Raw genomic sequence first — 24,740 nt, 5'->3', positions numbered from 1 at the left:
CTCCGCCCGCCGTGGATCGCGCGTCGACGCGCGCCGCGGGGAGCCACAGGCCGCATGTCGGCAGCAGGTCAATCGAACGCCCATGAACTTCCGCGCGACTCCCCCGCTCCTCGCCGCACCGCCACGCCGCTCGCCTGAGGGCCCTCGCCCGCTCACGTCCGCGGCAGAGCTCGTCCCTGCGTCACGCGCGGGGTGGTGGTGGATGTGGCCTCCCGCCGTACGCGCGCGCCATCTCCTCCGCGCGGCAGGCCGGCTGCCGCGCTCGTGGGAAGGTGGAAAGGCGCCCCGACGGCCTGACGCCCCGATGACAGCGCGGCGACCCCGCAGCACGGCCGCTCGACTGCGAACCGCGAGGCCGCACCCGCGGCGGCTCCTGTGCTATGACCGCCGACCATGCGCCTCAAGGACCGCGTTGTCTTCATCACAGGAGCTTCCCGCGGGATCGGACGGGTCGTCGCCCTCGCCTGCGCGCGAGAAGGCGCGGATATCGTCGTCGCCGCGAAGACGGAGGTCGCCGAGAACCCGCGCCTCCCGGGCACGATCCACGACGTCGCCCGCGAGGTCGAGCAGCTCGGCCGCCGCGCGCTGCCCATCAAGCTCGATGTCCGCGACGACGAGGCCTGCAGGGGCGCCGTCGCCACGGCCGTCGAGCGCCTCGGGCGCATCGACGCGCTCATCAACAACGCGGGCGCGCTCTGGTGGGCCGACGTCGTGGACACACCCATGAAGAAGTTCGACCTCATCATGGGCATCAACGTGCGCGCGTCGTTCGCCCTCTCGCAGGCCGTCCTCCCCCAGATGATCGCGCAAAAATACGGCCACATCATCATGATGTCGCCCCCCGTCGACGCCGAGGCCTGCGCCCACCACGGGGCCTATGCGGTCTCCAAATTCGGCATGACGATGATCGCCGACGCCATCGCCGGCGAGTACGCGGAGCACAACATCACGGCCCACGCCCTCTGGCCCGCGACCGCGATCGAGAGCTTCGCCACGATCAACTTCGGCCTCGGCGGCCCGGAGCTCTGGCGCAAGGCGGATATCCTCGCCGACGCGACGCTCGCGCTGCTCTCGCGCGAGCCGTCGGCACGGCGCGGCAAGGCGTGGATCGACGAGGCCCTGCTCCGCGAGGAGGGCGTCACCGATTTCTCGAAGTACCAGTGCGTGCCCGGCGTGGAGCCGCCGCACTTCCCCTTCACCGCGATCCCCAAGGCGACGACCACCAAACACCCATGAGGCGCGACCCGTGACCCGCGAGGACGACAAGAAGACGCGCCCCGCCGCCGGCGGCGGCATCGATCCCGGGCCAGAGCTCGCCGCGGTCTTCGACGACCTGGAGACGCTGCTCAAGAACGGCGACGTGATCGAGGCGCTCACGGCGCGCGGGATCAACGCGAGCCTCGCGCTGCTCGCCGCCGACGCGCTCCGCGCCTACCTCGCGGGCCGCAAGGGCGACGCGGCGGAGGACTTCGCGACCGTCGCGGAGGAGATCCGCGGCCGGCTCGCCGCGAGCGCGGAGGCGCAGGGGCCGGACGACGGATCGCCAGGGGAGCCGTCACGCTCGAACGGGAGGCGCTGAATGGGCACGAGCTTCGAAGCAGAGCAGACACCGAGGCCAGGCGATGGCGTGCGGCCGGCGCCGCCCTGGGAGCCGGCCGCGGCCCTCTCCGGCGCCGACTACTCGGCCGTCGAGCTGGCGCAGAGCGACGACCGCGTGTTCCTCCTCGAGCAGCGCGAGCTGCCCGAGCGCGAGCGCTACCTTACCGTGACCGACTCCGCCGGCGTCGCCGAGGCCATCCGGACCATGGCGGTCCGCGGCGCCCCGGCCATCGGCATCGCCGCCGCGTACGGGATGGCGCTCGCCGCGCGCGCCGCCCGCGACGAGGGCGCCTCCAGCTACGTCGCCGCCATGCGGGCGGCGGGGGAGCACCTCGCCTCGGCCCGGCCCACCGCCGTGAACCTCGGGTGGGCGGTGCGGCGCGCGATCGCCGCGGCCCTGCAGAACGCCGGGCGCCGCGGCGAGGAGCGCGCGCGGGAGCTCGCCGAGCTCGCCCGCGAGATCCACCGGGAAGACGTCGCCGCCTGCCACCAGATGGGCCGCGCCGGCGCCGCGCGCCTGCCGGAGTCGGGCACGGTCCTCACCCACTGCAACGCGGGCGCGCTCGCGACCGGCGGCTACGGCACGGCGCTCGGCGTGATCCGCGCCGCCATCGAGGAGGGCAAGGCGCTCCGCGTGCTCGCGTGCGAGACCCGCCCGTACCTCCAGGGCGCCCGCCTCACCGCCTGGGAGCTCCAGCGGGACGGCATCCCCGTCGAGGTGATCTCCGACTCGATGGCCGCGTGGTTCATGCAGAAGGGCGAGATCGGCGCCGTCGTCGTCGGGGCCGACCGCATCGCGCGGAACGGCGACGTCGCGAACAAGATCGGGACCTACGGCCTCGCCTGCCTCGCGCGCCACCACGGCATCCCGTTCTACGTGGCCGCCCCGTGGAGCACGATCGACCTCGCCACCGACAGCGGCGCGTCGATCCCGATCGAGGAGCGGAGCCGCGACGAGCTCGCCGTCGTCGGCGGCCGCCGCGTCGTCCCGCCCGGCGTGCCCGTCCGGCACCCGGCCTTCGACGTCACCCCCGCGGAGCTCGTCACGGCCGTCTTCACCGAGCGCGGCAAGCTGACGACGCGCGAGATCAGCCGCTCCGTGCCGCCCGCGCCGCCGTCCGGCTAGCGCACCTCCCCCTCGCGCTCCCCCGCCGCATGGGCTAAGGACACCCCTGATGGCGCAGTTCTCGCCCAAACCTGAATGGCTCAAGGTCCGCGCTCCCGGGGGTGACACGTACCACCACCTCAAGGAGACGTTCCGCAAGCTCGATCTCCACACGGTCTGCGAGGAGGCGCGCTGCCCGAACGTCGGCGAGTGCTGGCGCGAGGGGACCGCGACGGTGATGCTCCTCGGCGACGTGTGCACGCGCGGCTGCCGCTTCTGCGCGGTCACGACGGGCGATCCCCGCGGCGCGGTCGACGTGCGCGAGCCGGAGCACGTGGCCCGCGCCATCGCCCGGCTCTCGCTCCAGTACGTCGTGATGACGATGGTCAACCGCGACGACCTGCTCGACGGCGGCGCCGAGCACGTCGCCCGCACGGTGAGCCGCCTGCACGCGCTCCGGCCCGACCTGCTCATCGAGACGCTTGTCGGCGATTTCCAGGGCCACATGAGCGCCGTCGACATGGTGGTCGACGCCGGGCCCGACGTCTTCGCCCACAACGTCGAGGTCGTCCGCCGCATCACGCGCGTCATCCGCGACGTCCGGTCGAGCTACGACCAGTCGCTCGCCGTGCTCCGGCGCGCGAAGGAGCGCCAGCGGCGCCTCGCCGCCGACGCCGCGGAGGCCGGCGCGCCCGCGCCGCGGCGGCTCACCAAGAGCTCGGTCATGGTCGGCATCGGCGAGACCGACGACGAGGTCCTGGAGGCGCTCCGCGATCTGCGCGAGGCCGGGGTCGACATCGTGACGATCGGCCAGTACCTCCGCCCCTCCTCGAAGCACGCGCCCGTGCAGCGCTTCGTCGAGCCCGAGACGTTCGCCGCGTTCGAGCGCGCGGCGCTCGAGATGGGCTTCCTCTACGCCGCCAGCGCGCCGCTCGTTCGGTCGAGCTACAAGGCGGCCGAGGTCTTCGTCCGCAGCCTGATGGACCGAGGCGGCGCGGCGCTGCCCGCCGGCGCCTCCCCGGCCGGCGAGGATCCCGCAGGCCCGGCAGCCATCGAGGCGCTCCTCGAGGAGCGCCTCGCCGTGGCGCGCCGCGAGGCCGCCCGCCTCACCGCAGAGCTCGATCCGGACGAGCCCCGTCCGCTCGACGGCCCGACGGCCGCGTCGGCCAGCGCCGCGCGGCTCGTCCCTGCAGCCTCCCTCGTCCGCCGCTAGAGCGGCGCCCACCCGCTTCGGATACAGGCCCATCTCGACGTTTTCGGTGCTCGGCGCACTGGAGTGCGCCTGTGCGCCGAAAACGCCGATCTGGGCCCGTCTCCTGTGCGGGTGAGCACCGCTCTGGGACGGGCGGGGCGGGTTGTTGAATGAGAGGCTGAACGCATTCACCGCGGGGACCGCAGCCCCGGGGCTGGCAGGCGCAAGCGCCTTGACGCTTCCCGGCGTTTGGCCGAGCGTATTGGACGGCAGGAGGGTCCAACACCACGATGTCCGCTCCCATCAACAGGCGCCTCGGCGGCATCACTCCAGGCGCCTCGCGCCTCGGCTCGGAGACGCCCCGCGTGCGCGTGGCGTCGATCCTGGCCCAGGCCGCGAGGGCCTACAGCGCGCGCCCTCCCATCGAAGACATCACGATGCCCACCGGCTTCGATCCCGCCGCGGTGGCGCTCTTCGAGACGATCATCGAGGCCGCGTTCCTCGTCGCGAACGCCGACGGCCACTTCGACGACGAGGAGCGCGGGCGCTTCCAGGCGATCGTCGCCGGCGCCTGCCAGAACCTCGTCCACGAGAAGCAGCTCGAGGCGCTCCTCGCGGATCTCGGCGAGATGCTGGCCGAGGACGGGCTGGAGAAGCGCATCAGCATGGTCGCCCGCACGATCGCGCGGACCGAGCACCAGCGCGAGGTGCTCCGCGTGGCGGCCTCCATGGCGCACGCCTCCGGCGGCGTGAGCGCGCAGGAGCACGGCGTGCTCGAGCAGCTCGCGCGCGGCTTCAAGCTCGACGTGGCCGCCGTCGACGAGGCCCTCGCGCAGGCAGCCGAGCCCGTGAACGTCTAGCGTGGACATCCGCGCCGCCGCGTACGGCGGGAGACGCGCATCAGGGCGCGCGCGGGTTCGAGCTCGCCGCGGCGAGTCAAACCCCGAGCGCGATCGCTGCGACGAGTCAACGTCACCTCAACGTCACGCGTAAAGCGAATGAGCGTACGCCGCGTCTGGGCACTGGTCTCGGGCAGCGCCTTTGGTTAGTGTCCCGCGAACCGATGAGCACCGCGACGTACTCCACCGACCGCCCGCCGAACGTCTCAGGGGCAAGCCTCGAGCCGCAGGCTGCCGTCGCGCGGCACCCGCTCGATACGTGTGCCGACGACGTGATCAAGGTCCTGCGCGACGACGGCTCGCTCGACCCCGCGCACGATCCGAAGCTCGAGCCATCGGAGGTGATCGCCCTCTACAAGGCCATGATGCGCACGCGCCTGCTCGACGAGCGGCTCGTGGCGCTGCAGCGCCAGGGGCGCATCGGGTTCCACATCGGCTCGCTGGGTGAGGAGGCTGCGGTCCTCGGCAGCGTGTCCGCGACGCGGCCCCAGGACTGGGTGTTCCCGTGTTACCGCGAGTTCGGGGCGGCGCTCTGGCGAGGGCTGCCGCTCCAGCGGTACATCGACAACATGTTCGGCAACGCGAACGACACGGTGAAGGGGCGGCAGATGCCGGACCACTACACCTACCGCGAGGGCCACTTCGGCTCGGTGAGCTCGCCCATCGGCACGCAGATCACCCAGGCCGTGGGCTTCGCGTGGGCCGCCAAGCTGAAGCGCGACGAGCTCGTCACGCTGGCCTACTTCGGCGACGGCGCGACGAGCTCGTCGGATTTCCACAGCGGCCTGAACTTCGCTGGCGTGTTCAAGGTGCCGGTCATCTTCCTCTGCCGGAACAACGGCTGGGCGATCAGCGTGCCGACCGAGCGCCAGACGTCGAGCAACACGTTTGCGAGCAAGGGCGTCGCCTACGGCGTCCCCGGGGTGCGGGTCGACGGCAACGACGTGTTCGCCGTCGTGAAGGTGACGCGCGACGCGATCGCGCGCGCCTCGCGCGGCGAGGGCGCGACACTCATCGAGGCGATGACGTACCGCCTGTCGGGCCATTCGACGAGCGACGACCCGAAGGCGTACCGCCCCGACGCGTGGCTCGACCCGTGGCGCCGGCTCGATCCGATCGCGCGGCTCCGGCGGCACGTCGAGCGCACCCAGGGCTGGACGGAGGCGCAGGATCGCGAGATCGAGGCGGCGGTCGACGCGGAGGTCAAGGCCTGCATCGCGGTCTCGGAGAAGGTCCCGCCGCCGCCGCTCGACTCGATGTTCGAGGACGTCTATGCGGAGCCGCCCTGGCACCTCGTGGAGCAGCGGGAGCAGCTCAAGGCGGGCCCGAGGCCCAAGGGCCACGGCGGCCACTAGGCCGCGCGGACGGCGGCGTCGGCGTGGCGGCTCGCCGGACGGCGGCGCGGCGGGGGTGGCGCCGCTGCCCGTGATCGGCGGGGACCCCCGGGGGGCCGGGGCGCCGGTGAGGTTGTACCCCCACCTGTTGGCCGAGAGACGGAGACGAAGAGCATGCCTCAGATGAACATGGTCCAGGCGATCAACGACGCGCTACGCCACGAGATGCGGCGGGACGCGCGGGTCGTCGTGCTCGGCGAGGATGTCGGCAAGGTCGGCGGCGTGTTCCGCGTGACCCAGGGCCTGTTCGACGAGTTCGGGGACGACCGGGTGATCGACACGCCGCTCTCGGAGAACGGGATCGTGGGGACGGCCATCGGGATGGCGCTCTACGGGCTCGTCCCGATCCCGGAGATCCAGTTCGCCGATTTCATCTATCCCGCGTACGACCAGATCGTGTCCGAGCTGGCGAAGTACCGCTACCGCTCGGGGGGAGAGTACCCGTCCAAGCTGGTCATCCGGACGCCGTTCGGCGGCGGCATCCGCGGCGGGCACTACCACTCGCAGTCGCCCGAGGCGCAGTTCGTCCACGTGGCGGGCCTGAAGGTCGTGTGCCCGTCGAACCCGGCCGACGCGAAGGGGCTCTTGCTCTCGTCGATCCGGGACCCGGATCCGGTGCTGTTCTTCGAGCCGAAGCGCATCTACCGCGCCGCGAAGGGCGACGTCCCCGACGGCGAGTACACGGTCCCGCTCGGCCAGGCGAAGGTGGTCCGGCCTGGCTGGCACGTGACGCTCGTGGTCTGGGGCGCGATGCTCTACGAGGCGCTCGACGCGGCGAACCAGGCGGCCGCTCAGGGCGTCGAGTGCGAGGTGATCGACCTGCGCACGCTGTGGCCGCTCGACATCGACACGGTGATCGAGTCGGTGAAGCGGACGGGCCGGTTCATCGTGGTGCACGAGGCGCCGAAGACCTGCGGCCTCGGGGGCGAGCTCGTCGCGCTGGTCAACGAGAAGGCGTTCCTCCACCTGGAGGCGCCGCCGCTCCGGGTCACGGGCTTCGACACCCCGTTCCCGTACACCCTCGAGAACGAGTATCTCCCCCTTTCCCATCGTATCCTTCCGGCGATCCTGGAGACGGCGAGGTACTGACGCATGGGCAAGTACGAGTTCAGGCTTCCGGACATCGGCGAGGGCGTCACCGAGGGCGAGATCGTGACCTGGCTGGTGTCGCCGGGTGACATGGTCGCCGAGGACCAGCCGATGGTCGAGGTGATGACCGACAAGGCGACGGTGACGATCACGTCGCCGCGCACGGGCCGGATCGTGGAGACGCGGGGCAAGGTGGGCGGGGTCGTCCCGGTCCACTCGGTGCTCGTCGTGTTCGACCTCGACGACCGGCCTGCGGCGGCGCCGCCGCCCGCGTCGGGGGCGGGGGTGCGCCAGGCAGCGGCGAATGCGGGACCCGCCGAGCCCGCGGCGCCGGCCGCGAAGTCCGGCCCTGCGGAGCCCGCGGCGACGGCGGTCGGCGACATCCGGGAGGACCTCCCGGGGATGAACCTGGTGGCGCCGGCGCGGTCGGCGTGGGCGAACGGCAGCATCGGCGCGGGCGCGCGCGCGGCGGCCTACTTCAACGAGAAGCCGCTCGCGACGCCCGCGACGCGCAAGCTGGCGCGCGACCTCGGGGTCGACCTGCGGCGCGTGCCGCCGACCGGCCCGGCGGGCCGCGTGACGAAGGATGACGTGCGGGCGCTCGAGGCGCCCGAGGAGGCGGCCCCGGCGCTGCCCGAGGCGGCGCCCAGGCGGGCGGCCCCGGCGCTGCCCGAGGCGGCGCCGAGGCCGGCGGCGGCGGGGCCCGGCCAGCTGGACGAGGAGCCGGGGCACGGGGCGGCGCGGCCCGAGGGGGAGCGCGGACGGGGGTTGCCCTCGGCGCCGGGCGACGAGCGCATCCCGCTGCGGGGCGTGCGCAAGCGGATCTTCGAGGCGATGTCGCGGTCGAAGCACACGGCGGCGCACTTCACCTTCGTCGAGGAGTGCGACGTCTCCGCGCTGAAGGAGCGCCGCGCGCGCCTGCGGCCGCTGGCCGAGAAGGCGGGCGTCAAGCTGACCTTCCTGCCCTTCTTCGTGAAGGCCGTCGTCGCGGCGCTGAAGAAGCACCCGACGTTGAACAGCGCCTTCGACGAGGCCGCGCAGGAGATCGTCGTCAAGAAGAGCTATCATATCGGCATCGCGTCCGCGACCGAGGCCGGGCTCATCGTGCCTGTCGTGCGCGACGCGGATCGCCGGAGCGTGCTGGAGATCGCGCAGGAGATCGCGCGGCTCGGCGAGGACACGAAGTCGGGGCGGGTGAAGCCGGAGGATCTCGGCGGCTCGACGTTCACGATCACGTCGCTCGGCCAGCAAGGGGGGCTGTTCGCGACGCCGATACTGAACTTCCCCGAGGTCGCGATCCTGGGTATCCACCAGATGAAGCAGAAGCCGGTGGTGCGCGACGGGCAGATCGTGATCGGCGAGGTGATGCTGGTGTCGCTGTCGTTCGACCACCGGATCATCGATGGCCACGTGGGGGCGGCGTTCGCCTACGAGATCATCGGGTACCTGGAGGATCCGGATCGGCTGTTCCTGGAGATGAGCTGAGCGGCTGCTGCGCGCAGCGGCGGCCGCGCGCGGCAGCGATGCGCCCACGGCTTGTCGCGCGGGGCCGGAACCGGCAACATCGCGCGCCGTGATCGCGATTCCCAAGACCCTCGAGGACGCGCTGCGCGACCGGTTCGTCGTGCCCTTCGTCGGCGCCGGCGTGTCCATGGCCGCGCTGGACCGGAACGGGAAGCGGATGTTCCCCAGCTGGGGAGACCTGCTCCTCGGGGCAGCCGCGCGCCTCCGCGAGGACGGCAAGCGGCCTGAGGCCAACGTCGTGGAAGGGCTGCTGGAGAAGCGGGCGCCCGACTACTTCGAGGCGGCCCGGCACGCGCGCGAGGGCATGGGGCCGGGCTGGTACCGCTACCTCCGCCAGGTGCTCGATCCGCCGGGCAATCGCATCGACACCGGATCTCTGTCGCTCGCTCGCGCCGTCTGGCAGCTGCCGAGCAGGCTGGTGATCACGACCAACTACGATCAGATCCTCCGCTACGCGCTCGACGATCCGAACGATCTCGTGCAGATCAGCGTCGACGCGACGGCGGAGCTGTCCGCCATGCTGCGCGACGAGATCGATCGCCCGACGGTCTGGCACCTGCACGGCTTCATCCAGCAGCCGCAGCGGCTGATCCTGACGCCGGACGGCTACCGCGAGCTGTACCCGAGCCAGGAGGACGAGGTGCGCTACCGCGGCGCGCTGCAGGCGCTGCGCCACCTGCTCGCGGCGCGCACCTTCCTGTTCGTCGGCTTCAGCCTCGACGACGCGATGTTCGGCAACCAGATCGCGTGGGTCCACGAGGCATTCGGCGGCGCCGCAGGGCCGCACTACATGCTCGTTCGGGCGCGCGAGCTGCGCGACACCCAGCGGCGCCTGAGGGACCTGAGCTGCATCGAGTTCCTGACGTTCGAGGAGTTCGGTGATCCCCTGGTGGCGCTCGTCCACGCCCTCGGTTCCGCCGGGAACCGGGAGCCCACCACGCCGCCGCCGCTCATGGCGGGCGCCCCTCGGTCCACCGCGCGCCTCGAGGTGGCAGCCGCCCCATCCCCCGCCCCCGCCGGGCCCCTCGCGTTCCTCGCCGACGAGGTCGAGGTGATGGTCCCTCCCGTCACCCGGGTCGCACACCGAGCGCTCCTCACCGAGGCGGCGCCCGCCCCGCCCGCCGCCGCCGCGACGCCTCGAAGCTTCGAGACGACCGCAGGGGACGTCGGGATGGACATGGCGCTCGTGAGGCAGAGCTATCGGCTCGTCCACCAGGTTCAGCGCCGCGTCTTCGATCGGCTGGCAGAGCTGTCCGATGCGCTCGCGGGCATCGGGCTCACGTTCGAGCGCTGGGACCCGTCCCTGTTCTCGCGTCACCCGAAATCGACCTCGGAGTTCTTCCGGCGCAAGTACTGGGCCTGGGATTTCTTGCCTGCGTATCGCCTCCAGCTCGTCTGGCAGTCATCGGCCAGCACCTCGCGGAGCGTGGTCCTCGAGGTCGTGTCGGACACGGGCTTCACGCGCGACGGCGGTGGAGAGCCGGATCCGACGCGCTTCGGCGACGCGCGAGCGGCGGGCTCCGAGCTGCAGATCAGCCTGATGCGCTCCTCCGTTCGGAACCTGCCGTGGAACCAGATCTGGTCGTCCTTGAGCGGACAGGAGGACACCCTCTACGACGGAAACGATCACGATCTCGACGCCGGCGGGCGCCCTTGCACCTACCGCTACCTCCGCGTCGATCTCGGCGCCGCGCTGGACAAGGAGGCGTTCAGCGAGCGCGTCATCGCCCCTGTCAGCACCTGGCTCGCTCGGTGATCGGGAGCCTCGGACGAGCGCGCCCCGCCCGGGCGCGGGGCTGTCGGGCGGCGCCACCCCTTCTTGCGATGACGCGTCCTGCTCCAGGAGGGGGAGTCGCACTGTGCGCTGTACCCGGCTTACCTCCCCTTTCGCCGGCTGCCCCCCAACCTCGACCGCCTGTGGTCCGACAAGCTGGCCGGGTTGGACGACATCGCTGCCTGGAACTTCCTCGACGGGTTATTGTACGGCCATCACGGAGACGTCGAGGTGCCCGATACCCGAACGGCCGAGGAGCGCCGCCGGGACTGGACGTTCTGGAGCGCCCACGATTTCCTGACCAACTGGGGCGAGCAGCTCGCCGGGTGCAAAGCATTCGTCCTCTGTCCGCCCGGCGGCTCGGTTCGCATCCTCTCTCGCGAGCTACCCGGGCACATGGGCCGCGGCGTGGAGGTGTCGCGGGCCGGGCTCGTTGCAGCCGCCGAGGGGTTCGCACGCTGGTTCGAGCAACGGACGCGGCGTCTGGAAGGCGGTGCATCGTCAACGGACGCTTCCTCAGGGGCCTACCGCCTACGGAGGAGCCTGCCGGTGCTGGATGGCGTGCTCGGCTTCCATCGTGTACCGGCGGCTCTCGGCCTCGTCGGGTTCGAGCCCCAGCTCACCATAGCGATAGGCCATCGCCAGCGCCTGGAGCGCGGCGGGGTGCTCCCGCTCGCCAGCGCTCTCGTAGAGCTCCACGGCTCTTCTGTCGTTCCTCGGCACGCCGGCGCCCGCGCGATACGCATTGGCGAGCAGGAACATCGCGTCCGGCGATCCTCCGCGCGCCGCGATCTCGAACCAGCGCGCAGCCTCCGCGGGGTCCGCCTTCACGCCATCGCCGTTCTGGCTCATCACGCCGAGGAAATACGCCGCGCTCGGGTGCTGGGAGGGGGCTGCTCGCAGCAGCCAGGCGCGGGCGCGCGCCGCGTCCCTGGGGACCGACGGAAGCCCCTTCAGGTAGATCCTTCCGAGCGAGACCTGCGCCTCGACGTCTCCCTGCTCGGCCGCCCGCGCGAGTGAATCCATCCCGGCGAGGACCTCCCCGGGATCCGCGAGCGTGAGCAGGCGAAAGCCGAGCGCCCGAGCCTCCATGCCGCTCGGGGGCGGCGCCCCAGGGCGCGACGGCGGCGAGGGCGCCGCGGCGGCCGTGGGGCGGTCCGCCTCGGGACGATCGCCCTCGCGCAGCCCTCCAAGGGACAGGGCGGCGGCGCCGCCGAGCACGAGGACGCCGCCGACAAGCACAGCGAGCCGCACGGGACGCGGGGCGCTCACCGGCTCAGGTCGATGGAGTAAACCGAGAGCATCTTGCCGCTGCCGTCATCCTGCGCGACGAGCGAGAGGTTGGTCAGCCCGGCGGCCTCCGCCTTCGGAAGCGCGTTCTGCGCCGAGGTGAAGGTCACGGGGCCCATCGTCGTGACCCGGGCGAAGCGCCAGCTGCGGGCAGAGCCGTTCTCGGCCCGCGTGAGGTTCTCGACCTTCTTGATGTACGTGATGAGCACGTCGCGGTTCGTGTCCGGCGCGGCGTAGATCGTCTTCGAGCCGTCGAGGCCAGGGAAGCTGCCGCCGCCGCTCGCGCGGTAGTTGTTCGTGGCCACGATGAACTCCGCGGCCAGATCCATGGGCTCGCCGTTCCACTGGAGGTTCTTGATCCGGCCGCTGGCCTTCATCCCCGCGGGCGGGAGCGGCTGGGTCACGTCGATCTCGTACGTGATCCTGCTGTCCGTGAACATGTCGAAGTTGTATCCGGGCATCGCGCTGTTGATGAGCGGCTGCGGCTCCGTCTTGCTCGGATCGATCGGATTGAAGCGCGTCGCGGCCCTCTCCAGCCAGTCGAGGATGTCCGCGCCGGTGACCTTCACCGCCTGGACCGTGTTCGCATACAGGTAGAGATCGGCCGCGTTGTTGATTGCGATGCTCCCCGCCGGCACGTCGGTGTAGTCGTTGCCACCCTGAAAGCCGGACTTGAACGGCGCGCTCACCGAGAGCACGGGGAGCGACGCGTACTGGGGCAGGTTCTCCTCGATGTAGCGGGCGATGTAGTCGGCCTGGGCCTGGTTCACGATCTGGATCGCGCTGGCGTCCCCCACGTCGGCGAACATCGACGACATCGCGAAATCGCTCGTGCCGATGGGCGTCCTGACGTAGGCGACCGTCGCCTGGTGCTCGGCGTCGAGCAGCGGCGCGAAGGAAGCGTCGGCCGCGACGAGGACCTTCGTCTTGTCCGGCTGCGCGTCGCAGAGCGTCGCGAACGCGCAGGACGCCCCCGTGCGCCAGCGCTCCATCGCATCACACGCCTCGGGGAGCCCCCCTTTGCAGGTCGTGGCGATCGGCCGGGCCTCGACGACCGTCTTCGCCTTGTCGACCGTCCAGCCCTCGCCGTCGTGGGTGAGCCCCAGCTTGATGACACCGAGGTGCTGGCCCCAGAAATTCGCCATGACGGCGGGGACGCCGCCGACCGTGCCCGCGTCCTTGTCGACCTCCGGCAGGCTGAACTGCGCCACGGTGCTGCTCGGGTTGGGGAAGATCTGGTGCGAGTGGCCCATGAGCATCGCGTCGATGCCGGGCACCTGGGCGAGGTGCCACGCCTGGTTCTCGAGGGTGGGCGTATACGGCGAGTCGTCGAGGCCGCCGTGGACGATGGCGACGACCAGCTCGGCCCCCCTGGAGCGGAGATCGTCCACCAGCGGGGCCGCGACCTCCTGCACCCCCTTCGTGAAGACCTTGCCCTCGAGCCATTTCTTGTCCCAGCTCAGGATCGTCGGCGGCGTGACGTCGATGAAACCGACCTTGACCGCGCTCTCGATGGCGCCGCCGCCCGGCGCCGTCGCGGTGAGGGTCTTCTCGACGAGGACGGTCTTCGGGAAGAGCGTCTCGCTCGTCTTCAGGCTGAAGACGTTGGAGTTCACCAGCGGGAACCGAGGGCCCTCGCAGTCCGCCGACGCAGCGAGATCGAGCCCGTCGACGTCGAACGGGGTGTGGGTCACCTGCGAGAGAAAGGCGAGGCCGAAGTTGAATTCGTGATTGCCGATCCCGCCGACGTCGAACCCGAGGTGGTTCATGGCCTTGTACATGGCCAGCGTCTCGCCGCACGCGATCGGCTCGACGAGCGCCTGATGGTCGGCGAGGACAGTGCCCTGGATCGTGTCGCCGTTATCGATCAAGAGAGTGTTCGAGAACTCGTCTCGCGCCTGGTTGATCAGGGTCGCGGTGCGCTCGAGGCCAATCGATGGCTCAGCGACCAGCTTGAAGTAATCGAAGCCGAGGATGTTGGTATGGAGATCGGTGGTCTCGAGCAGCGCGAGGTCGGCCGTGGCGCCGCTCGGCGTCGCGGGCGCCCCTCCCGAGCCGCCGCCCCCCTGCTCGCCGCCTCCCGAGCCACCTCCCCCCTGCTCGCCGCCTCCTCCCGACCCGCCGCCTCCTCCCGACCCGCCTCCCCCGTTGCCGCCTGAGCCTGAGGAACTGGAGGAGGAGCTGGAGCTGGAGGTCGATGAGCCCGTGCCGCCCTGGTCATCGCCGCACGCGGTCAGCGCGGTCATGGCCAGAATCAGCGAGGAAACCGACGCTATCCGTCCGACTCGACCTGTCATCGTGAACACCTTTCCGAGCGCCGCATCGGCCGATGCCTCTTCGCGCGCAACCAGCCATATCGAGTCGAGGCGGTCGAGTTTTCGCACCGATGCACGCCCGGATCAAGGGCTACGATGAGCTGCTCGCCATGTCAACAGCACCGGAGAGGCGATGCGGCGGAAGAACGCTTGAACGGCGCGCCCTCCGCCCTCCGCGCGCCGCTGCGTCAATCCGATGGACGGCTGGTAACAGTCTCGTTAACGCTCGCCACGCGCGAACGACCGCGTGGCCTCAAAACACGATCGTCCAGCCGGGATTGCTCACCTGCTGCTTCGTATAGGACACGCCGTCGACCTTCAGCCCTTCCGCGTTGAGCAGCGTGATGAGCCCGCCCTTGTTGGAGAGGACCATCGGAGCCTGGACGACGACCGTCGTCAGCCCACCTGGCTGAAGCTCTCCGGTGAGCGCCATCTTCGATTTGGCCTTGTCGGCCAGCGACCAGCCAGCGAGGTTGATCTTCCGGTTCGACGTATTCACCAATGTGACGGTCTCCCGTTCGGGTGTGCGCGCGTCGTTCACGAGGGCGGCGACGATCCGCACGATCCCGTCGGGCTGCTCCACCGTGGGGAGCCCACCGCCTCCACCTGCCACGTCCGACGGCGGTCCGGATACCGGGATGTCGAGCGTGTGCCCTGTCTGGTCATCGGTGTGCCACGCCTGCGTCTGAAACTTCAGGAAGATCGCGACCCACTGGTCCCCACGCGGGAAGTGGATGAGGAGCCCGCCGTCCTGCCAGACACCGTCGTCCTTCTTGAAGCGGGCGTCGTTGCCCTGGTTCATGTGGATATCGTGGATGCCGTTTCCCGGCAGGAAGCCGAAGATCTTGTCCTTCTTCCCGTTCTCCGGGCCCCAGCGCTCCCCGAAGGCGTACAGGAGCGCCGTCTCGTCGGCCATCGCCCGCTGCACGTAGTGGTCGAGCTTCTCGTTGAGGTCGTTGTCAGGGCCCGGGGCGGAGAATGGCAGCGGAACGAACTCCGTCCGATCCACGAGGTTCCCCCGGATGAAGTCGAGCCCGAGCCCGCCCGGCTTGCTCTCCAGCGGATGAAAGCCCGGCTTCAGCTCGTGGATCTCTTGAAGCAGCGGGTGCGCAAAATGGGACTTGACGACATACTCGACCTGGGAGCCGTCCTGCGACTGCACATTGACCGCGATGCGATAGTCTATCGTGTCGTCCACGACGTGGATCTGATAGTGCGGGTTCGCTCCCGACGCGAAACGCCGATCGATCACTGTACCCTTCAATACGCCATAGCTCTTCAGCGGCATGTTGCCTCCCGCATCCATCGGCTGAGCACGGCCGGTGCCCGCCTGTGAGATAGTATCAAAACCCTACTTCACTGCTTCGAATGGTGATGAATCATCCGGCATGCGCTCCCCCTTGGAGCCGGTGACCGACGGGTGTTGAATGGAACGCGCGATAGCGCCTTCTACACCATGTGAAGCCGTCATTTTTTTGAAGTCAAGACTGAACTGCCCGTGGACTCGGAAATTCCGCCGCCCTGTCACGCAATGGTCCCTGCAGCGGAACGCCAGGGAGCTGACGCCGGAACCCCATCATCTCTCGAGCGGCCAGCGCCGAGCCGAGGCGCACGCTACTTACAGGTACATCAAATTCATCATGGATTCGCTCGCGCGGCGGAAGGCTCGCTTCGAGTCGATTTCGGCCGCGACGGATCTCGCCGGGGCCGTGTTCGAGGTCGGCCGGACCGCTGCCGGCGCGGTTCGCCTTCACGGTCGACCCACAATCGTCTCATGGCCGGAGGGAGCCGTTATCCGCGGTACTCGCGCAGCGCCGTGCCCCGGGCGCGGCCCAGCATGGCGAACGCGCGGCGCTCCGCCTCCCAGAGGATTCGCTCCTCGTCGAGCGTGAGGAGCTCGTGGTCCTTCATGACGAGCCGGCCCGCGATGATCGAGTGGCGAATGTCGCTGGACCTCGCCGAATACACGATGTTGCCGACCAGGCTATGGCGAGGCCGGAGGTGAGGGCGGCGGGAATCGAAGAGGATCACGTCGGCCGCGGCGCCCGGGGCGATGACGCCGCTCGCCTCGAAGCCCAGGGCCCGCGCGCCGTTCCGTGAGGCCAGGCGGAGCACGGTGTCGCCGGGGAGGGCCTCGGCGTCGCGGAGGTGGGCCTTCTGCAAGAGGCCCGCGAGCTGCGCCTCTTCGAGCATGTCGAGGTTGTTGTTCGAGGCAGGGCCGTCGGTGCCGAGCGCCACGTTGACGCCACGGGCGAGGAGCGAGGGGACGGGCGTCACCCCCATTCCGAGCTTCATCTGGCAGCCGGGGCATTGCGCGACGCTCACGCCGCGGGCGGCGAGGATCGCCATGTCCTCCTGGGTCACAGCGATGCAGTGGGCGGCGAGCTTCTGGCCGGGCACGTCGAGGAGGCCGACCGCGTCGAGGTGCGCGGGGGGCGTCTTCCCGTGGCGCTTCCGCGAGATCTCGACCTGCTCCTCGCTCTCGGAGAGGTGGATATGGACGCCCATGCCCTCCCTGCGCGCCGTCTCGCCGACGGTCTTGAGGAACTCCGGCGGGCAGGTGTACGGCGCGTGCGGGCCAAGGCACGTCTTGATCCGGCCGCCGGCCGCGCCCTGGAAGCGGCGGGCAAAATCCACGGCCCCGGCGAGATCCGTCCCGACCTCGCTGGAGAGGCCGAAGACGCACCACGCGAGGAGCGCCTTCAGGCCGCTCTCTTCGACGATCCGGGCGACGCGATCCATGTGAAAGTAGTGGTCCGCGAACCCGACGGTGCCGCTCCGGATCATCTCGGCCGCGGCGAGGTAGGCGCCCCACTCCACGTCGTCCGCGGTGAGGGCGCGCTCGGCGACCCATATCTTTTCATTGAACCAGCGATCGAGCGGCAGATCGTCTGCAAAGCTCCGCTCGAACGTCATGGCTGCGTGCGTGTGCGCGTTCCAGAAGCCGGGCAAGGCGATGAGATCGGTGCCGTCGAGCACCTCGTCGGCCAGAAAGCCGGGGGGCGCCTCGCCAACGGCCACGATCGAGCCGCCCTCGATGGCGATGTCGACCCCGCGGAGCACATCGCCCGCGTCGTTCAGGGTGATCACATCGACGGTCTTGACGAGGAGCGCGGGCATGATGTTCTTACATCATTCTTTGCGCGAGCGTTCAAGGCCCGTGCTGCGTATTCACTACGGACGTGACGGCGCGCCGCGCGAGCGTACACATTGAACACCGCCGCACGCAGGCGGGGTCGTCGTGGGCCTGCTCCAAGCGGTTGCTTCGAGAGACGAGCGCCGCCTCGCGGCGCTGCGCGGGCCGACTGCGGAAGACGGGCCGGCGGGTGGAGCTCAGCGCACCATGGTGAAGAAGTTGAGCTTGTTGCCGTCCAGGTCGCGGAAATATCCCCCGTAGAAGCTCTGTCCGCGCGGCCCCGGCGCGCCCTCGTCCTTGCCGCCCAGCTCCAGGGCCTTGCTGTGGAGCGCGTCCACCTTGGCCGGGCTATCGACGACGAGCGCGACCATCACCCCGTTGCCGACCGTGGCCGGCTGGTGGTCAAAGGGCAGGGCGACGGCGAGCGCGGGCGCGTTCGGCTTCACCGCCCAGATGATCAACCGCTCGATCTGCAAGAGCCGCGTCGCGCCCAGCCCGCCCAGCAAGGCGTCGTAGAAACGAGCGGCGCGCTCCAGATCGTTCGTGCCCAGCGTGACATATCCGATCATCGATCTCTCCGTTCATTGGAATGGTTCGTCATCGTTGGCCCGCCGTGCTCCTCCGCGCTCCAGTGACCGGAGCGGGTCTCGCTTCCAGGCGACCCACGACACTGCTCGCGGGCCGCGCTGGCCGGTGGAAAAGCCCGATCTCCTACGACCACGTTTGGACGGAGACGTCCCGGCCTGGACGCAAACGTAAGAGCACCACGAGCGTATCCTGGTCGAGGCGGGGTGGGAAGGCGTGCCCGGGGATCAGGGAGCAGCAGGGGAACAGCCGGCCGGGGAGAGGCGGGGGCGGTGCGCCGGGCGGCCGGAGGCGCCTGCGGCAACGCTGCGCTGGGCGGTGGGTCAGGTCGCTCGGCACCGGCGGCGAGGGCTCCGGCGAGCGCGGGAGCGCCCCCCTCCCGCTGCTCGATCGGGAGCAGGGTAGCGCCGCGCGCCTCAGCGCGGGAGGAACAGCTGCTCGGGGAGCGCGGTGTTGCAGGGCTCCTGAACGATCTGCGCATACCCCGCGGTGCTGGCATCCTCGACGCTCAGGCACTTCTGGCTGTTCACGTTCATGATCGACCGATAAGCGCCCACCGGCCGCAGGACGAACTTCTGGTTGGGGTTGCCCGTGCAGGTGTATTGGATGAGCTCGGCGCCGTCCTCGAGGCTCGAGTAATAGATGTCGAAGCAGAGCCCGCTGTGCTTCGGCTTGATGAACACGCTCCCGTCCGGGTCACCCGTCGGGATGAGCTCGAAGCTCTGGTTGGGGTTGCCGGTCGCAGGCCATTGAATGATCGGCGAGAGCGGCGTCGTCTCCGAGTAGTAGACGTCCATGTTGAGGCCGCTGTTCTGGTTGGTGAAGGTCACCGCCGGGTTGGTGCTGCTCACGCTCCCGAAGTCGACGGTCGTGTCGAGCTTGGGCGAGACAGAGTAGCCTTGGGGATGCGCCTGGACGTAGAAGAAGTTCCAGTCGACATAGATCCCTTGGAGCACCTGGGTGTGCGTGACGGAGAGCGGCACCTTGCCGTTGAACGAGCTCGGCGCGGAATAGACGGTTTGATACGTCGGCTGGAGGGTCGAGACCGCGAGGAACGGGAGCGTGTGGAGCGTCCCGGTCCACTGGTCGACGAGGTCGACGGGGTTCCAGTACGGATGGCCCTGCGCCGCGGTCATCCGGTAGCTCCAGGCCGACGTCAGCCCCGTGCTCTGATCGATCGCGGTGAAGTCGGACAAGGACACGGTGGCGCTGTCCTGGAAGCTGCACGAGAAGCTGGCGCTGGCCGCGTCGGTGCCCCCCTGCGCGCCGACGCTGCAGCCGACGGAGCGCGTGAACGAGTTTTGCCCGTTCGGGGAGTTGGGCACGTGGGCGTACGGGCTCAGCGCCGTGCTGCCAGGCACGACGCTGACGTTCAGCTGCTGCTGGTAATAGCCCCGGTTGAAGTTGCTGTTCGTGTTCAGCGGCCCCGGGTTTGCGCCCGCGCCCACGCCGGTGATGACCATGAATTTGTTGTTGGGCGTGGTCGAAGCGACGAGCTCGACCTCGTAGCTCAAATCCAGGGTCGCGACTTGCGAGGTGCCGGGGACGGTCCACCACGAGGAGCCGTTCACGATGAACTGGCGGTAGGTGCCTGGAGGGGCCGCGCTCGCGACGGAGAGGGCGAACGGCTGCACGATGGGCGCAGCCGCGAGCGTGCGGATGCGCGCCGCCACCTGGGCCGCGACGTCCTCGCGTGACGGACCGGGCGTGGGCGTGGCGCCCTCCGCGGCCTGCCCGGCGAGCTCACGGTCCGGCGCGCGCGCCGCCAGCTCCTCGGGGAACAAGGTAGCGGCCTCGTGGCTCACCTTGATCGTGGCGGAGGGGGACCTCACCGGCGTCGCCTCGATGTTCCCGTAGAGCTTGATGTCGAACCTCGTTCCCCCGCGCGATGGCTCCACGATCGCCACATCGCCCGCGACGCCGTAGCCGAACACCGCGGCCATGCGCGCCGAGTCGCGGACATTCTCGAAGACGAACGGGACCCCGGCCTCGCTCGCGGCCTCGACCAGCGACCGATACATCGCGAGATCCGCCTCACCGAGCTCGTCCATGTCGGCGATCACCGCGCCCGTTCGGCGAAGGAGGTCGCTGCGCTCGGCGGCGCCGGAGCGGAGCGAGTCCAGAGCGCTCTGCGCCGACGTCGCCTGGAGCTCGCCGGCGAGGTGATGGAGGACCGGTGTCCTGTCCGCGGAGATCGGGGTCAGGGCGATGAACCCGGTACGCGCGGCGGGCGCCTCGGACGTCGACGAAACGTCATCGAGCGGCTCGACGTCGGGGCTCCCGCAACCTGTTTGCACAGCTCCGAGGGCGAGCGTCGAGAGCGAGAACACCAGGCCGACTCTGGAACGGATCATGGATTCCTCCCTTGCGGCTTCCTTCGCCCAGGCGAGCGATCGCGCCGTCAGGTCCAGTTACGGCCGACATCGGCATCGGTTTCGCAACCTACTCGCGGCGGCTGCGGCCGGCACGCGCCGGGTCGGTCGCCGGCAGCTCCCCGAGGAGGTGGTCGATGCAGGTCCGGACGGCGGCCGTCAGCGCGCGATGCGCGCGATAGAGGAGGCTGACGCCGCCGGCCTCGGCCTCGTAGCCCTTGAGGACGCGGACGAGGCGCTTCGCGGCCACGTCCTCGGCGCAGAACACCTCCGGGAGCATCGCGATGCCGACGCCCGCGAGCGTCGCGCGGTAGGCGGCGGAGGACTCGCTCACATAGAAGCGGGGCTCGAAGGCGACGCGTCGCCTCCGGCGCCCCTGCCCGAGCGTCCATGTGGCCATTCCGTCCGTCGCGTGCACCGCGATGCAATCGTGACGCGCGAGGTCCTCGATCCGTTGGGGAACGCCCCGCGCCTCGAGGTAACGCGGGCTCGCATACAGCAGCTTCCGCGTCGCCCGCCAGAGCTCTCGCGCCACGAAGTCGGTGGTGTCTTCCACGTGGCCCGGGACGATCGCGATGTCGAAGCCCCCGGCGATCAGGTCGACCCGCCGTGAATCGATCTCGAGGTCGACCGACACGCGGGGGTGCTTCGCGAGATAGGTGCAGACGACGTTCGCCACCGCGGCGCCGAGGGTGATCGGCGCCACGATCCGCACGCGTCCGCGCGGCTCACTCTGGAGCTCGCGGACGAGATGCGTGCCTTGCGTGAGGTCGTCGATCGCCCGTTCGGCGTGGCCGAAGTACGCGCGCCCGGCCTCGGTCAGATCGAGCCGCCGCGTGGTTCGCTCGAGGAGCCGGACACCGAGCGCGGACTCGAGCCGCGCGATGCGCCGGCTCACCGTGGAGACCGGCACGCCGCGCTCGCGGGCTGCAGCCGAGAAGCTGCGCGTCCGGACGACGCGCACGAGGAGCGCGGCGTCGTTCAGGTCCAGATCGATTCGTGCGTCCACGGCAACAGTCCCTTCCCTCCAGGCACACTAATGCGCTCCGGCGGCCGCCGCTAGGCTCGACGACGTGAAGAAGCCCATCGTCATCGGGCCACGCGGGGCACGGAGCGCCGCGCCCGCGTGATCCCTGGGATGACCGCGCAGGGTCGCTGCGCCGAACGCAGGAGGAGGTTGTCATGATCATCGTCACTGGAGCCAACGGTCACCTCGGCCGAGCCATCATGGAGCGGCTCCTTCAGCGCGTGCCCGCCGCTCGGCTCGGCGTCAGCGTCCGCGACCCGGAGCAGGCCAGCGCGCTCGCCGAGCGCGGCGTCCGCGTGCGCCGGGGGGCCTTCGACGACGCCGCGAGCCTGCGCCACGCCTTCGAGGGCGCCTCGCACGTCCTGATCGTCTCCATCAACAGCGCAGGCGAGGCCGCGGTGCGCCAGCATGAAGCCGCGCTCGAGGCGGCGCGCGCGGCGGGCGCCCGCCGCGTCCTCTACACGAGCCACATGGGCTCGAGCCCGGCGTCCCGCTTCGCGCCCATGCGCGACCACGCGGCCACCGAGGCCTCGCTGCAAAGGTCGGGGGTCGCTTTCACCTCGCTCCGCAACGGGTTCTATGCGGCGTCCGCGCTCATGCTCCTCGAGCGGGCGCTCGAGACGGGCAAGCTCGTCGCGCCAGAAGACGGTCCGGTCTCGTGGACAGAGCACGGCGACCTGGCCGACGCGGCGGTGATCGCGCTGACCGACGAGGCGCGCCTCGACGGGGTGACACCGCCGCTCACCGCCTCCGCGGCCCTCGACCTCGCGGACATCGCGGCGATCGCCTCGGAGCTCATCGGGCGCTCGATCACGCGGGTGACCGTCAGCGATCACGCGTTCAGGGCAGAGATGGTGTCTCACGGCGCCCCTGAACACCGGGCGGACCTCTTCCTGGGCATGTTCGCGGCGAGCCGAGAGCGCGAGTTCGCCGCGGTGGATCCGACCCTGGAGCGCCTGCTCGGCCGAGCGCCGATGTCCATGCGTCAGTACCTGACGGCGCGCCTGTCACGCTGAGGCAGGGGGGGACCTCGAAGAGCAGGTCGGCGCAGCGAAAGTCCCCTGAAAAAGCGACGCCCATATCAATAACCTATTCTCCCGGTGCTTCGTCACGCCACCGGGTCGCGTGGGAGCACGGGGCTTCGCGCGGCGCTCCTCCTCCGCAGCGAGGCGCCTCGCGAGCGCTCCCTGCGCGCCGTCGAGCGCTCTGGCGCGCCACTTGTACGCCGTGCTGAGGGGCATCTCTCTCGTCCCGGCGATCTCTCGTACAGAGGCCTTCCGGCCCCCTGTCATTTGTGATTTCCTGTCGCGCGAGCAGTCCCGCGGGGTCACGCCCGGTGCAACGGGTCTGCGCGTGACCTTCGAGGGGCGCAGCGCCATGACCCGCGTGACGCTGGAGCACACGGGGATCGTCCCGATCCGATCCAGCAAAGACCAAGCAAAAACCATGCCGTCACGTGGCCGTACTTCATCCCGCGGCTCGGTGTTGCCGCGAGCGGTGGAGACCCGGGGCCGGCCCCCTGGAAAACGTCGCCGCCAGCCAGAGGTGTCCAAAATCCACCCGCTCGAGCGTCATAGGGTGTCGGTCAAGGGGATCGACCCAGCTCATCAGGAGAAAACATGCCGAAGTACTTGTGTTTGCAGCGCAGCCTTCCGGGCGGGGAGCCGCACGGAGAGAAGCCCTCGCCCACCCAGATGCAGGCGATGTATGCGAAGTTCAACGACTGGCGAGAGAAGTTCCAGAAGAACTTGGCCGACCTGGGAGGACGGCTCGGCGCGGGACGGCTGGTTGCGCTGCAGCCCGCGCCGGATGGCCCGTTCGTCGAGGTCAAGGAGCTCGTCGGTGGGTACATGATCGTCTCCGCCGCGAACCTCGAGGAGGCGATCCAGGTCGCCCGCGAGTGCCCGGGACTCGTCCGCCCCGGCTCGGGCGTCGAGGTCATCGAGATCCACGCACCCGGATGACCTCGCAGCTCGGAGAACACTTCTTTCGGCACGAATACGGCCGGCTGGTGGCGATGCTCTCGCGACGCGTCGGGACGCGCCACCTCGAGGCGGTCGAGGATACCGTGCAGCTCGCCCTCCTCGCGGCTGTGGAATCGTGGTCGAAAGGTGCCGTCCCCGAGAACCCGTCGGCGTGGCTCTTCCGCGTGGCACACAACCACTTGGTGGGAGAGCTGCGCCGACGCGCGCGCCGCGACGAGCTCGCAGAGCAGCACGGTCGCGGCGCCCTGGACTCCACGGACAGCGCGCCTACCGCCTTTCTCGCGGGAGACGTGCGCGACGATCTGCTCCGCATGCTCTTTGTATGTTGCGACGACGCGATTCCCGTCGAGTCACAACTCGTCATCGCGCTGAGGACGCTCTGCGGCTTCGACGTCCGGGAGATCGCCGAACGGCTCTTCACGACGGAGGCGAACGTGTACAAGCGCCTCAGCCGCGCTCGAACTCGACTTCGAGACCTGCCGTTCGAGCCCGATGATCTCTCGACGGAGCAGCTCTCTTCACGGTTGCCCGCCGTGCAGTCCATCCTCTATCTGCTGTTCACGGAAGGCTATCTCTCGTCTCACGCGGAGGGCGCCATCCGCCGCGAGCTTTGCGACGAAGCCAGACGGTTGACTCAGCTCCTCGCCGAGCATCCGGTGAGTGCGAAGCCTGAGACGTTTGCCTTGTTGGCTCTGATGCACTTTCACAGTGCCCGCATGACTGCTCGACAGGATGGCGCCGGGGGCCTCTTGCTGCTCGAAGAGCAGGATCGTACGCTCTGGGACCAAAGCGAGATCGAGCTGGGCTTGTCGTGGCTCGCCAGGTCCGCGGAAGGCGACCTCTTCTCAAGGTACCACGCGGAGGCTGGCATCGCCGCCGAGCACTGCCTCGCTCCCTCGTTCACCGAGACGCGTTGGGATCGCATCGTCGAGCTCTACGTGCTCCTCGAACGGCTCGCGCCGTCCGCGATCCATACGCTGAATCGCGCAGTCGCGGTGGCGGAATGGCGCGGTCCAGCCCACGGGCTCGCGGTGCTCGAGGGGCTCGAACCACCGTCGTGGCTCGTCGGATCCTACCTCTGGGCGGCAGTGCTCGCAGACCTGCACAGGCGCTGCGGGCACACCGACCTCGCGCAGCGCTATCGGGGCGCGGCCATCGAATCAGCTCCGTCACAGGCCGTGAGAACGGCGCTTCAGCGCCGACTTCGAACCGCCTGATACGGGATGGTCTCTACTGCACCCGCTTGAAGAAGTGGAGCACCTTCACGCGCGGCCAGTAGATGGCCGCGGCACGGGCTCTCCCACCAGCAGGCGGCGCCAATGGTGCTCCAGGATACATTATGTCCGCCTGGTCTATGAACCGGCAGGCCGAGCGCGGCCGTTCGCGTCGGTGGGTCGAGCGCTGAGAGCCGCCCTCCTTCATGCGGGATGGACGCCATGGCGGGTACACAGAGC

Annotated in this window: 19 protein-coding genes; 12 read left to right on the top strand and 7 right to left on the bottom strand. The window is 70.0% G+C overall.

The features are described from left to right. Positions 1-393: 393 nt before the first annotated feature. The 9 genes from WME73_RS08870 (at position 394) to WME73_RS08830 (ending at position 10,558) form a co-directional block, all read left to right on the top strand. The gene (locus WME73_RS08870) at positions 394-1,236 is read left to right on the top strand and encodes an SDR family oxidoreductase (RefSeq protein WP_437745043.1); all 843 of its coding nucleotides are present in this window, start codon (positions 394-396) and stop codon (positions 1,234-1,236) included. 10 nt (positions 1,237-1,246) lie between these two features. Beyond that, positions 1,247-1,579 carry a hypothetical protein gene (locus WME73_RS08865; RefSeq protein WP_437915407.1) on the top strand — a complete coding sequence of 111 codons (333 nt, stop codon included), beginning with the start codon at positions 1,247-1,249 and terminating at the stop codon, positions 1,577-1,579. Beyond that, positions 1,580-2,725, top strand: coding sequence for an S-methyl-5-thioribose-1-phosphate isomerase (gene mtnA, locus WME73_RS08860; RefSeq protein ID WP_437915406.1), 1,146 nt, complete (start codon positions 1,580-1,582; stop codon positions 2,723-2,725). 49 nt (positions 2,726-2,774) lie between these two features. Beyond that, positions 2,775-3,917, top strand: coding sequence for a lipoyl synthase (gene lipA / locus WME73_RS08855; protein WP_437915405.1), 1,143 nt, complete (start codon positions 2,775-2,777; stop codon positions 3,915-3,917). 269 nt (positions 3,918-4,186) lie between these two features. Beyond that, complete coding sequence (locus WME73_RS08850; protein ID WP_437745039.1) at positions 4,187-4,756, top strand: tellurite resistance TerB family protein; 570 nt, start codon at positions 4,187-4,189, stop codon at positions 4,754-4,756. A 203-nt stretch (positions 4,757-4,959) separates the two neighbouring features. After that, complete coding sequence (locus tag WME73_RS08845) at positions 4,960-6,150, top strand: thiamine pyrophosphate-dependent dehydrogenase E1 component subunit alpha (RefSeq protein ID WP_437745038.1); 1,191 nt, start codon at positions 4,960-4,962, stop codon at positions 6,148-6,150. Between the two features lie 153 nt (positions 6,151-6,303). After that, the gene (locus WME73_RS08840; RefSeq protein ID WP_437915404.1) at positions 6,304-7,278 is read left to right on the top strand and encodes an alpha-ketoacid dehydrogenase subunit beta; all 975 of its coding nucleotides are present in this window, start codon (positions 6,304-6,306) and stop codon (positions 7,276-7,278) included. A gap of 3 nt (positions 7,279-7,281) precedes the next feature. Beyond that, complete coding sequence (locus tag WME73_RS08835; protein ID WP_437915403.1) at positions 7,282-8,763, top strand: dihydrolipoamide acetyltransferase family protein; 1,482 nt, start codon at positions 7,282-7,284, stop codon at positions 8,761-8,763. 88 nt (positions 8,764-8,851) lie between these two features. Then, positions 8,852-10,558: an SIR2 family NAD-dependent protein deacylase gene (locus WME73_RS08830; protein ID WP_437915402.1), complete on the top strand. Its 1,707-nt coding sequence runs from the start codon at positions 8,852-8,854 to the stop codon at positions 10,556-10,558. 549 nt (positions 10,559-11,107) lie between these two features. Here WME73_RS08830 and WME73_RS08825 read toward each other — a convergent pair. The 7 genes from WME73_RS08825 to WME73_RS08795 form a co-directional block, all read right to left on the bottom strand. Beyond that, positions 11,108-11,848, bottom strand: a complete 741-nt coding sequence (locus WME73_RS08825; RefSeq protein WP_437915400.1) for a tetratricopeptide repeat protein — start codon at positions 11,846-11,848, stop codon at positions 11,108-11,110. Beyond that, complete coding sequence (locus tag WME73_RS08820) at positions 11,845-14,112, bottom strand: 5'-nucleotidase C-terminal domain-containing protein (RefSeq protein WP_437915399.1); 2,268 nt, start codon at positions 14,110-14,112, stop codon at positions 11,845-11,847. Before WME73_RS08820 ends, WME73_RS08825 begins: the two co-directional genes overlap by 4 nt. Before the next feature lie 322 nt (positions 14,113-14,434). Further along, positions 14,435-15,469, bottom strand: coding sequence for a DUF2278 family protein (locus WME73_RS08815; protein ID WP_437745032.1), 1,035 nt, complete (start codon positions 15,467-15,469; stop codon positions 14,435-14,437). A 503-nt stretch (positions 15,470-15,972) separates the two neighbouring features. Further along, a complete protein-coding gene (locus WME73_RS08810; protein ID WP_437915398.1) occupies positions 15,973-17,301 on the bottom strand; it encodes an amidohydrolase in 1,329 nt (442 codons plus the stop codon). A 213-nt stretch (positions 17,302-17,514) separates the two neighbouring features. Beyond that, positions 17,515-17,886 carry a VOC family protein gene (locus WME73_RS08805; RefSeq protein ID WP_437745030.1) on the bottom strand — a complete coding sequence of 124 codons (372 nt, stop codon included), beginning with the start codon at positions 17,884-17,886 and terminating at the stop codon, positions 17,515-17,517. Positions 17,887-18,318: 432 nt separating this feature from the next. Next, on the bottom strand, positions 18,319-20,256 hold the full coding sequence (locus tag WME73_RS08800; RefSeq protein ID WP_437915397.1) for an RICIN domain-containing protein: 1,938 nt from the start codon (positions 20,254-20,256) through the stop codon (positions 18,319-18,321). An 88-nt stretch (positions 20,257-20,344) separates the two neighbouring features. Continuing rightward, positions 20,345-21,283, bottom strand: coding sequence for a LysR family transcriptional regulator (locus WME73_RS08795; RefSeq protein ID WP_437745028.1), 939 nt, complete (start codon positions 21,281-21,283; stop codon positions 20,345-20,347). Positions 21,284-21,456: 173 nt separating this feature from the next. On the opposite strand from WME73_RS08795, the gene WME73_RS08790 reads away from it, so the two are divergent. The 3 genes from WME73_RS08790 to WME73_RS08780 all read left to right on the top strand — a co-directional run bounded on the left by WME73_RS08790 (position 21,457) and on the right by WME73_RS08780 (position 24,503). Then, entirely contained in the window at positions 21,457-22,317 is an 861-nt protein-coding gene (locus tag WME73_RS08790; RefSeq protein ID WP_437915396.1) for an NAD(P)H-binding protein, read from the top strand. A gap of 603 nt (positions 22,318-22,920) precedes the next feature. Next, on the top strand, positions 22,921-23,265 hold the full coding sequence (locus tag WME73_RS08785; protein ID WP_437745026.1) for a YciI family protein: 345 nt from the start codon (positions 22,921-22,923) through the stop codon (positions 23,263-23,265). Then, positions 23,262-24,503 (top strand): RNA polymerase sigma factor, encoded by a 1,242-nt coding sequence (locus WME73_RS08780; protein ID WP_437745025.1) that lies wholly within the window; start codon positions 23,262-23,264, stop codon positions 24,501-24,503. The genes WME73_RS08785 and WME73_RS08780 overlap by 4 nt, the downstream gene beginning before the upstream one ends. Positions 24,504-24,740: the final 237 nt, after the last annotated feature.

This window comes from Sorangium sp. So ce302 (assembly GCF_051530145.1).
Taxonomy (GTDB): domain Bacteria; phylum Myxococcota_A; class Polyangia; order Polyangiales; family Polyangiaceae; genus Sorangium; species Sorangium cellulosum_B.
This window is presented reverse-complemented; position numbering and strand designations above follow the sequence as displayed.

Bases quoted from the DNA above. Each gene is read 5' to 3' on its own strand.
- WME73_RS08870 (WP_437745043.1), top strand. From the start codon at position 394: ATGCGCCTCAAGGACCGCGTTGTCTTCATCACAGGAGCTTCCCGCGGG.
- mtnA (WP_437915406.1), top strand. From the start codon at position 1,580: ATGGGCACGAGCTTCGAAGCAGAGCAGACACCGAGGCCAGGCGATGGC.
- lipA (WP_437915405.1), top strand. From the start codon at position 2,775: ATGGCGCAGTTCTCGCCCAAACCTGAATGGCTCAAGGTCCGCGCTCCC.
- WME73_RS08850 (WP_437745039.1), top strand. From the start codon at position 4,187: ATGTCCGCTCCCATCAACAGGCGCCTCGGCGGCATCACTCCAGGCGCC.
- WME73_RS08845 (WP_437745038.1), top strand. From the start codon at position 4,960: ATGAGCACCGCGACGTACTCCACCGACCGCCCGCCGAACGTCTCAGGG.
- WME73_RS08840 (WP_437915404.1), top strand. From the start codon at position 6,304: ATGCCTCAGATGAACATGGTCCAGGCGATCAACGACGCGCTACGCCAC.
- WME73_RS08835 (WP_437915403.1), top strand. From the start codon at position 7,282: ATGGGCAAGTACGAGTTCAGGCTTCCGGACATCGGCGAGGGCGTCACC.
- WME73_RS08820 (WP_437915399.1), bottom strand. From the start codon at position 14,112: ATGACCGCGCTGACCGCGTGCGGCGATGACCAGGGCGGCACGGGCTCA.
- WME73_RS08815 (WP_437745032.1), bottom strand. From the start codon at position 15,469: ATGCCGCTGAAGAGCTATGGCGTATTGAAGGGTACAGTGATCGATCGG.
- WME73_RS08810 (WP_437915398.1), bottom strand. From the start codon at position 17,301: ATGCCCGCGCTCCTCGTCAAGACCGTCGATGTGATCACCCTGAACGAC.
- WME73_RS08805 (WP_437745030.1), bottom strand. From the start codon at position 17,886: ATGATCGGATATGTCACGCTGGGCACGAACGATCTGGAGCGCGCCGCT.
- WME73_RS08800 (WP_437915397.1), bottom strand. From the start codon at position 20,256: ATGATCCGTTCCAGAGTCGGCCTGGTGTTCTCGCTCTCGACGCTCGCC.
- WME73_RS08790 (WP_437915396.1), top strand. From the start codon at position 21,457: ATGATCATCGTCACTGGAGCCAACGGTCACCTCGGCCGAGCCATCATG.
- WME73_RS08785 (WP_437745026.1), top strand. From the start codon at position 22,921: ATGCCGAAGTACTTGTGTTTGCAGCGCAGCCTTCCGGGCGGGGAGCCG.
- WME73_RS08780 (WP_437745025.1), top strand. From the start codon at position 23,262: ATGACCTCGCAGCTCGGAGAACACTTCTTTCGGCACGAATACGGCCGG.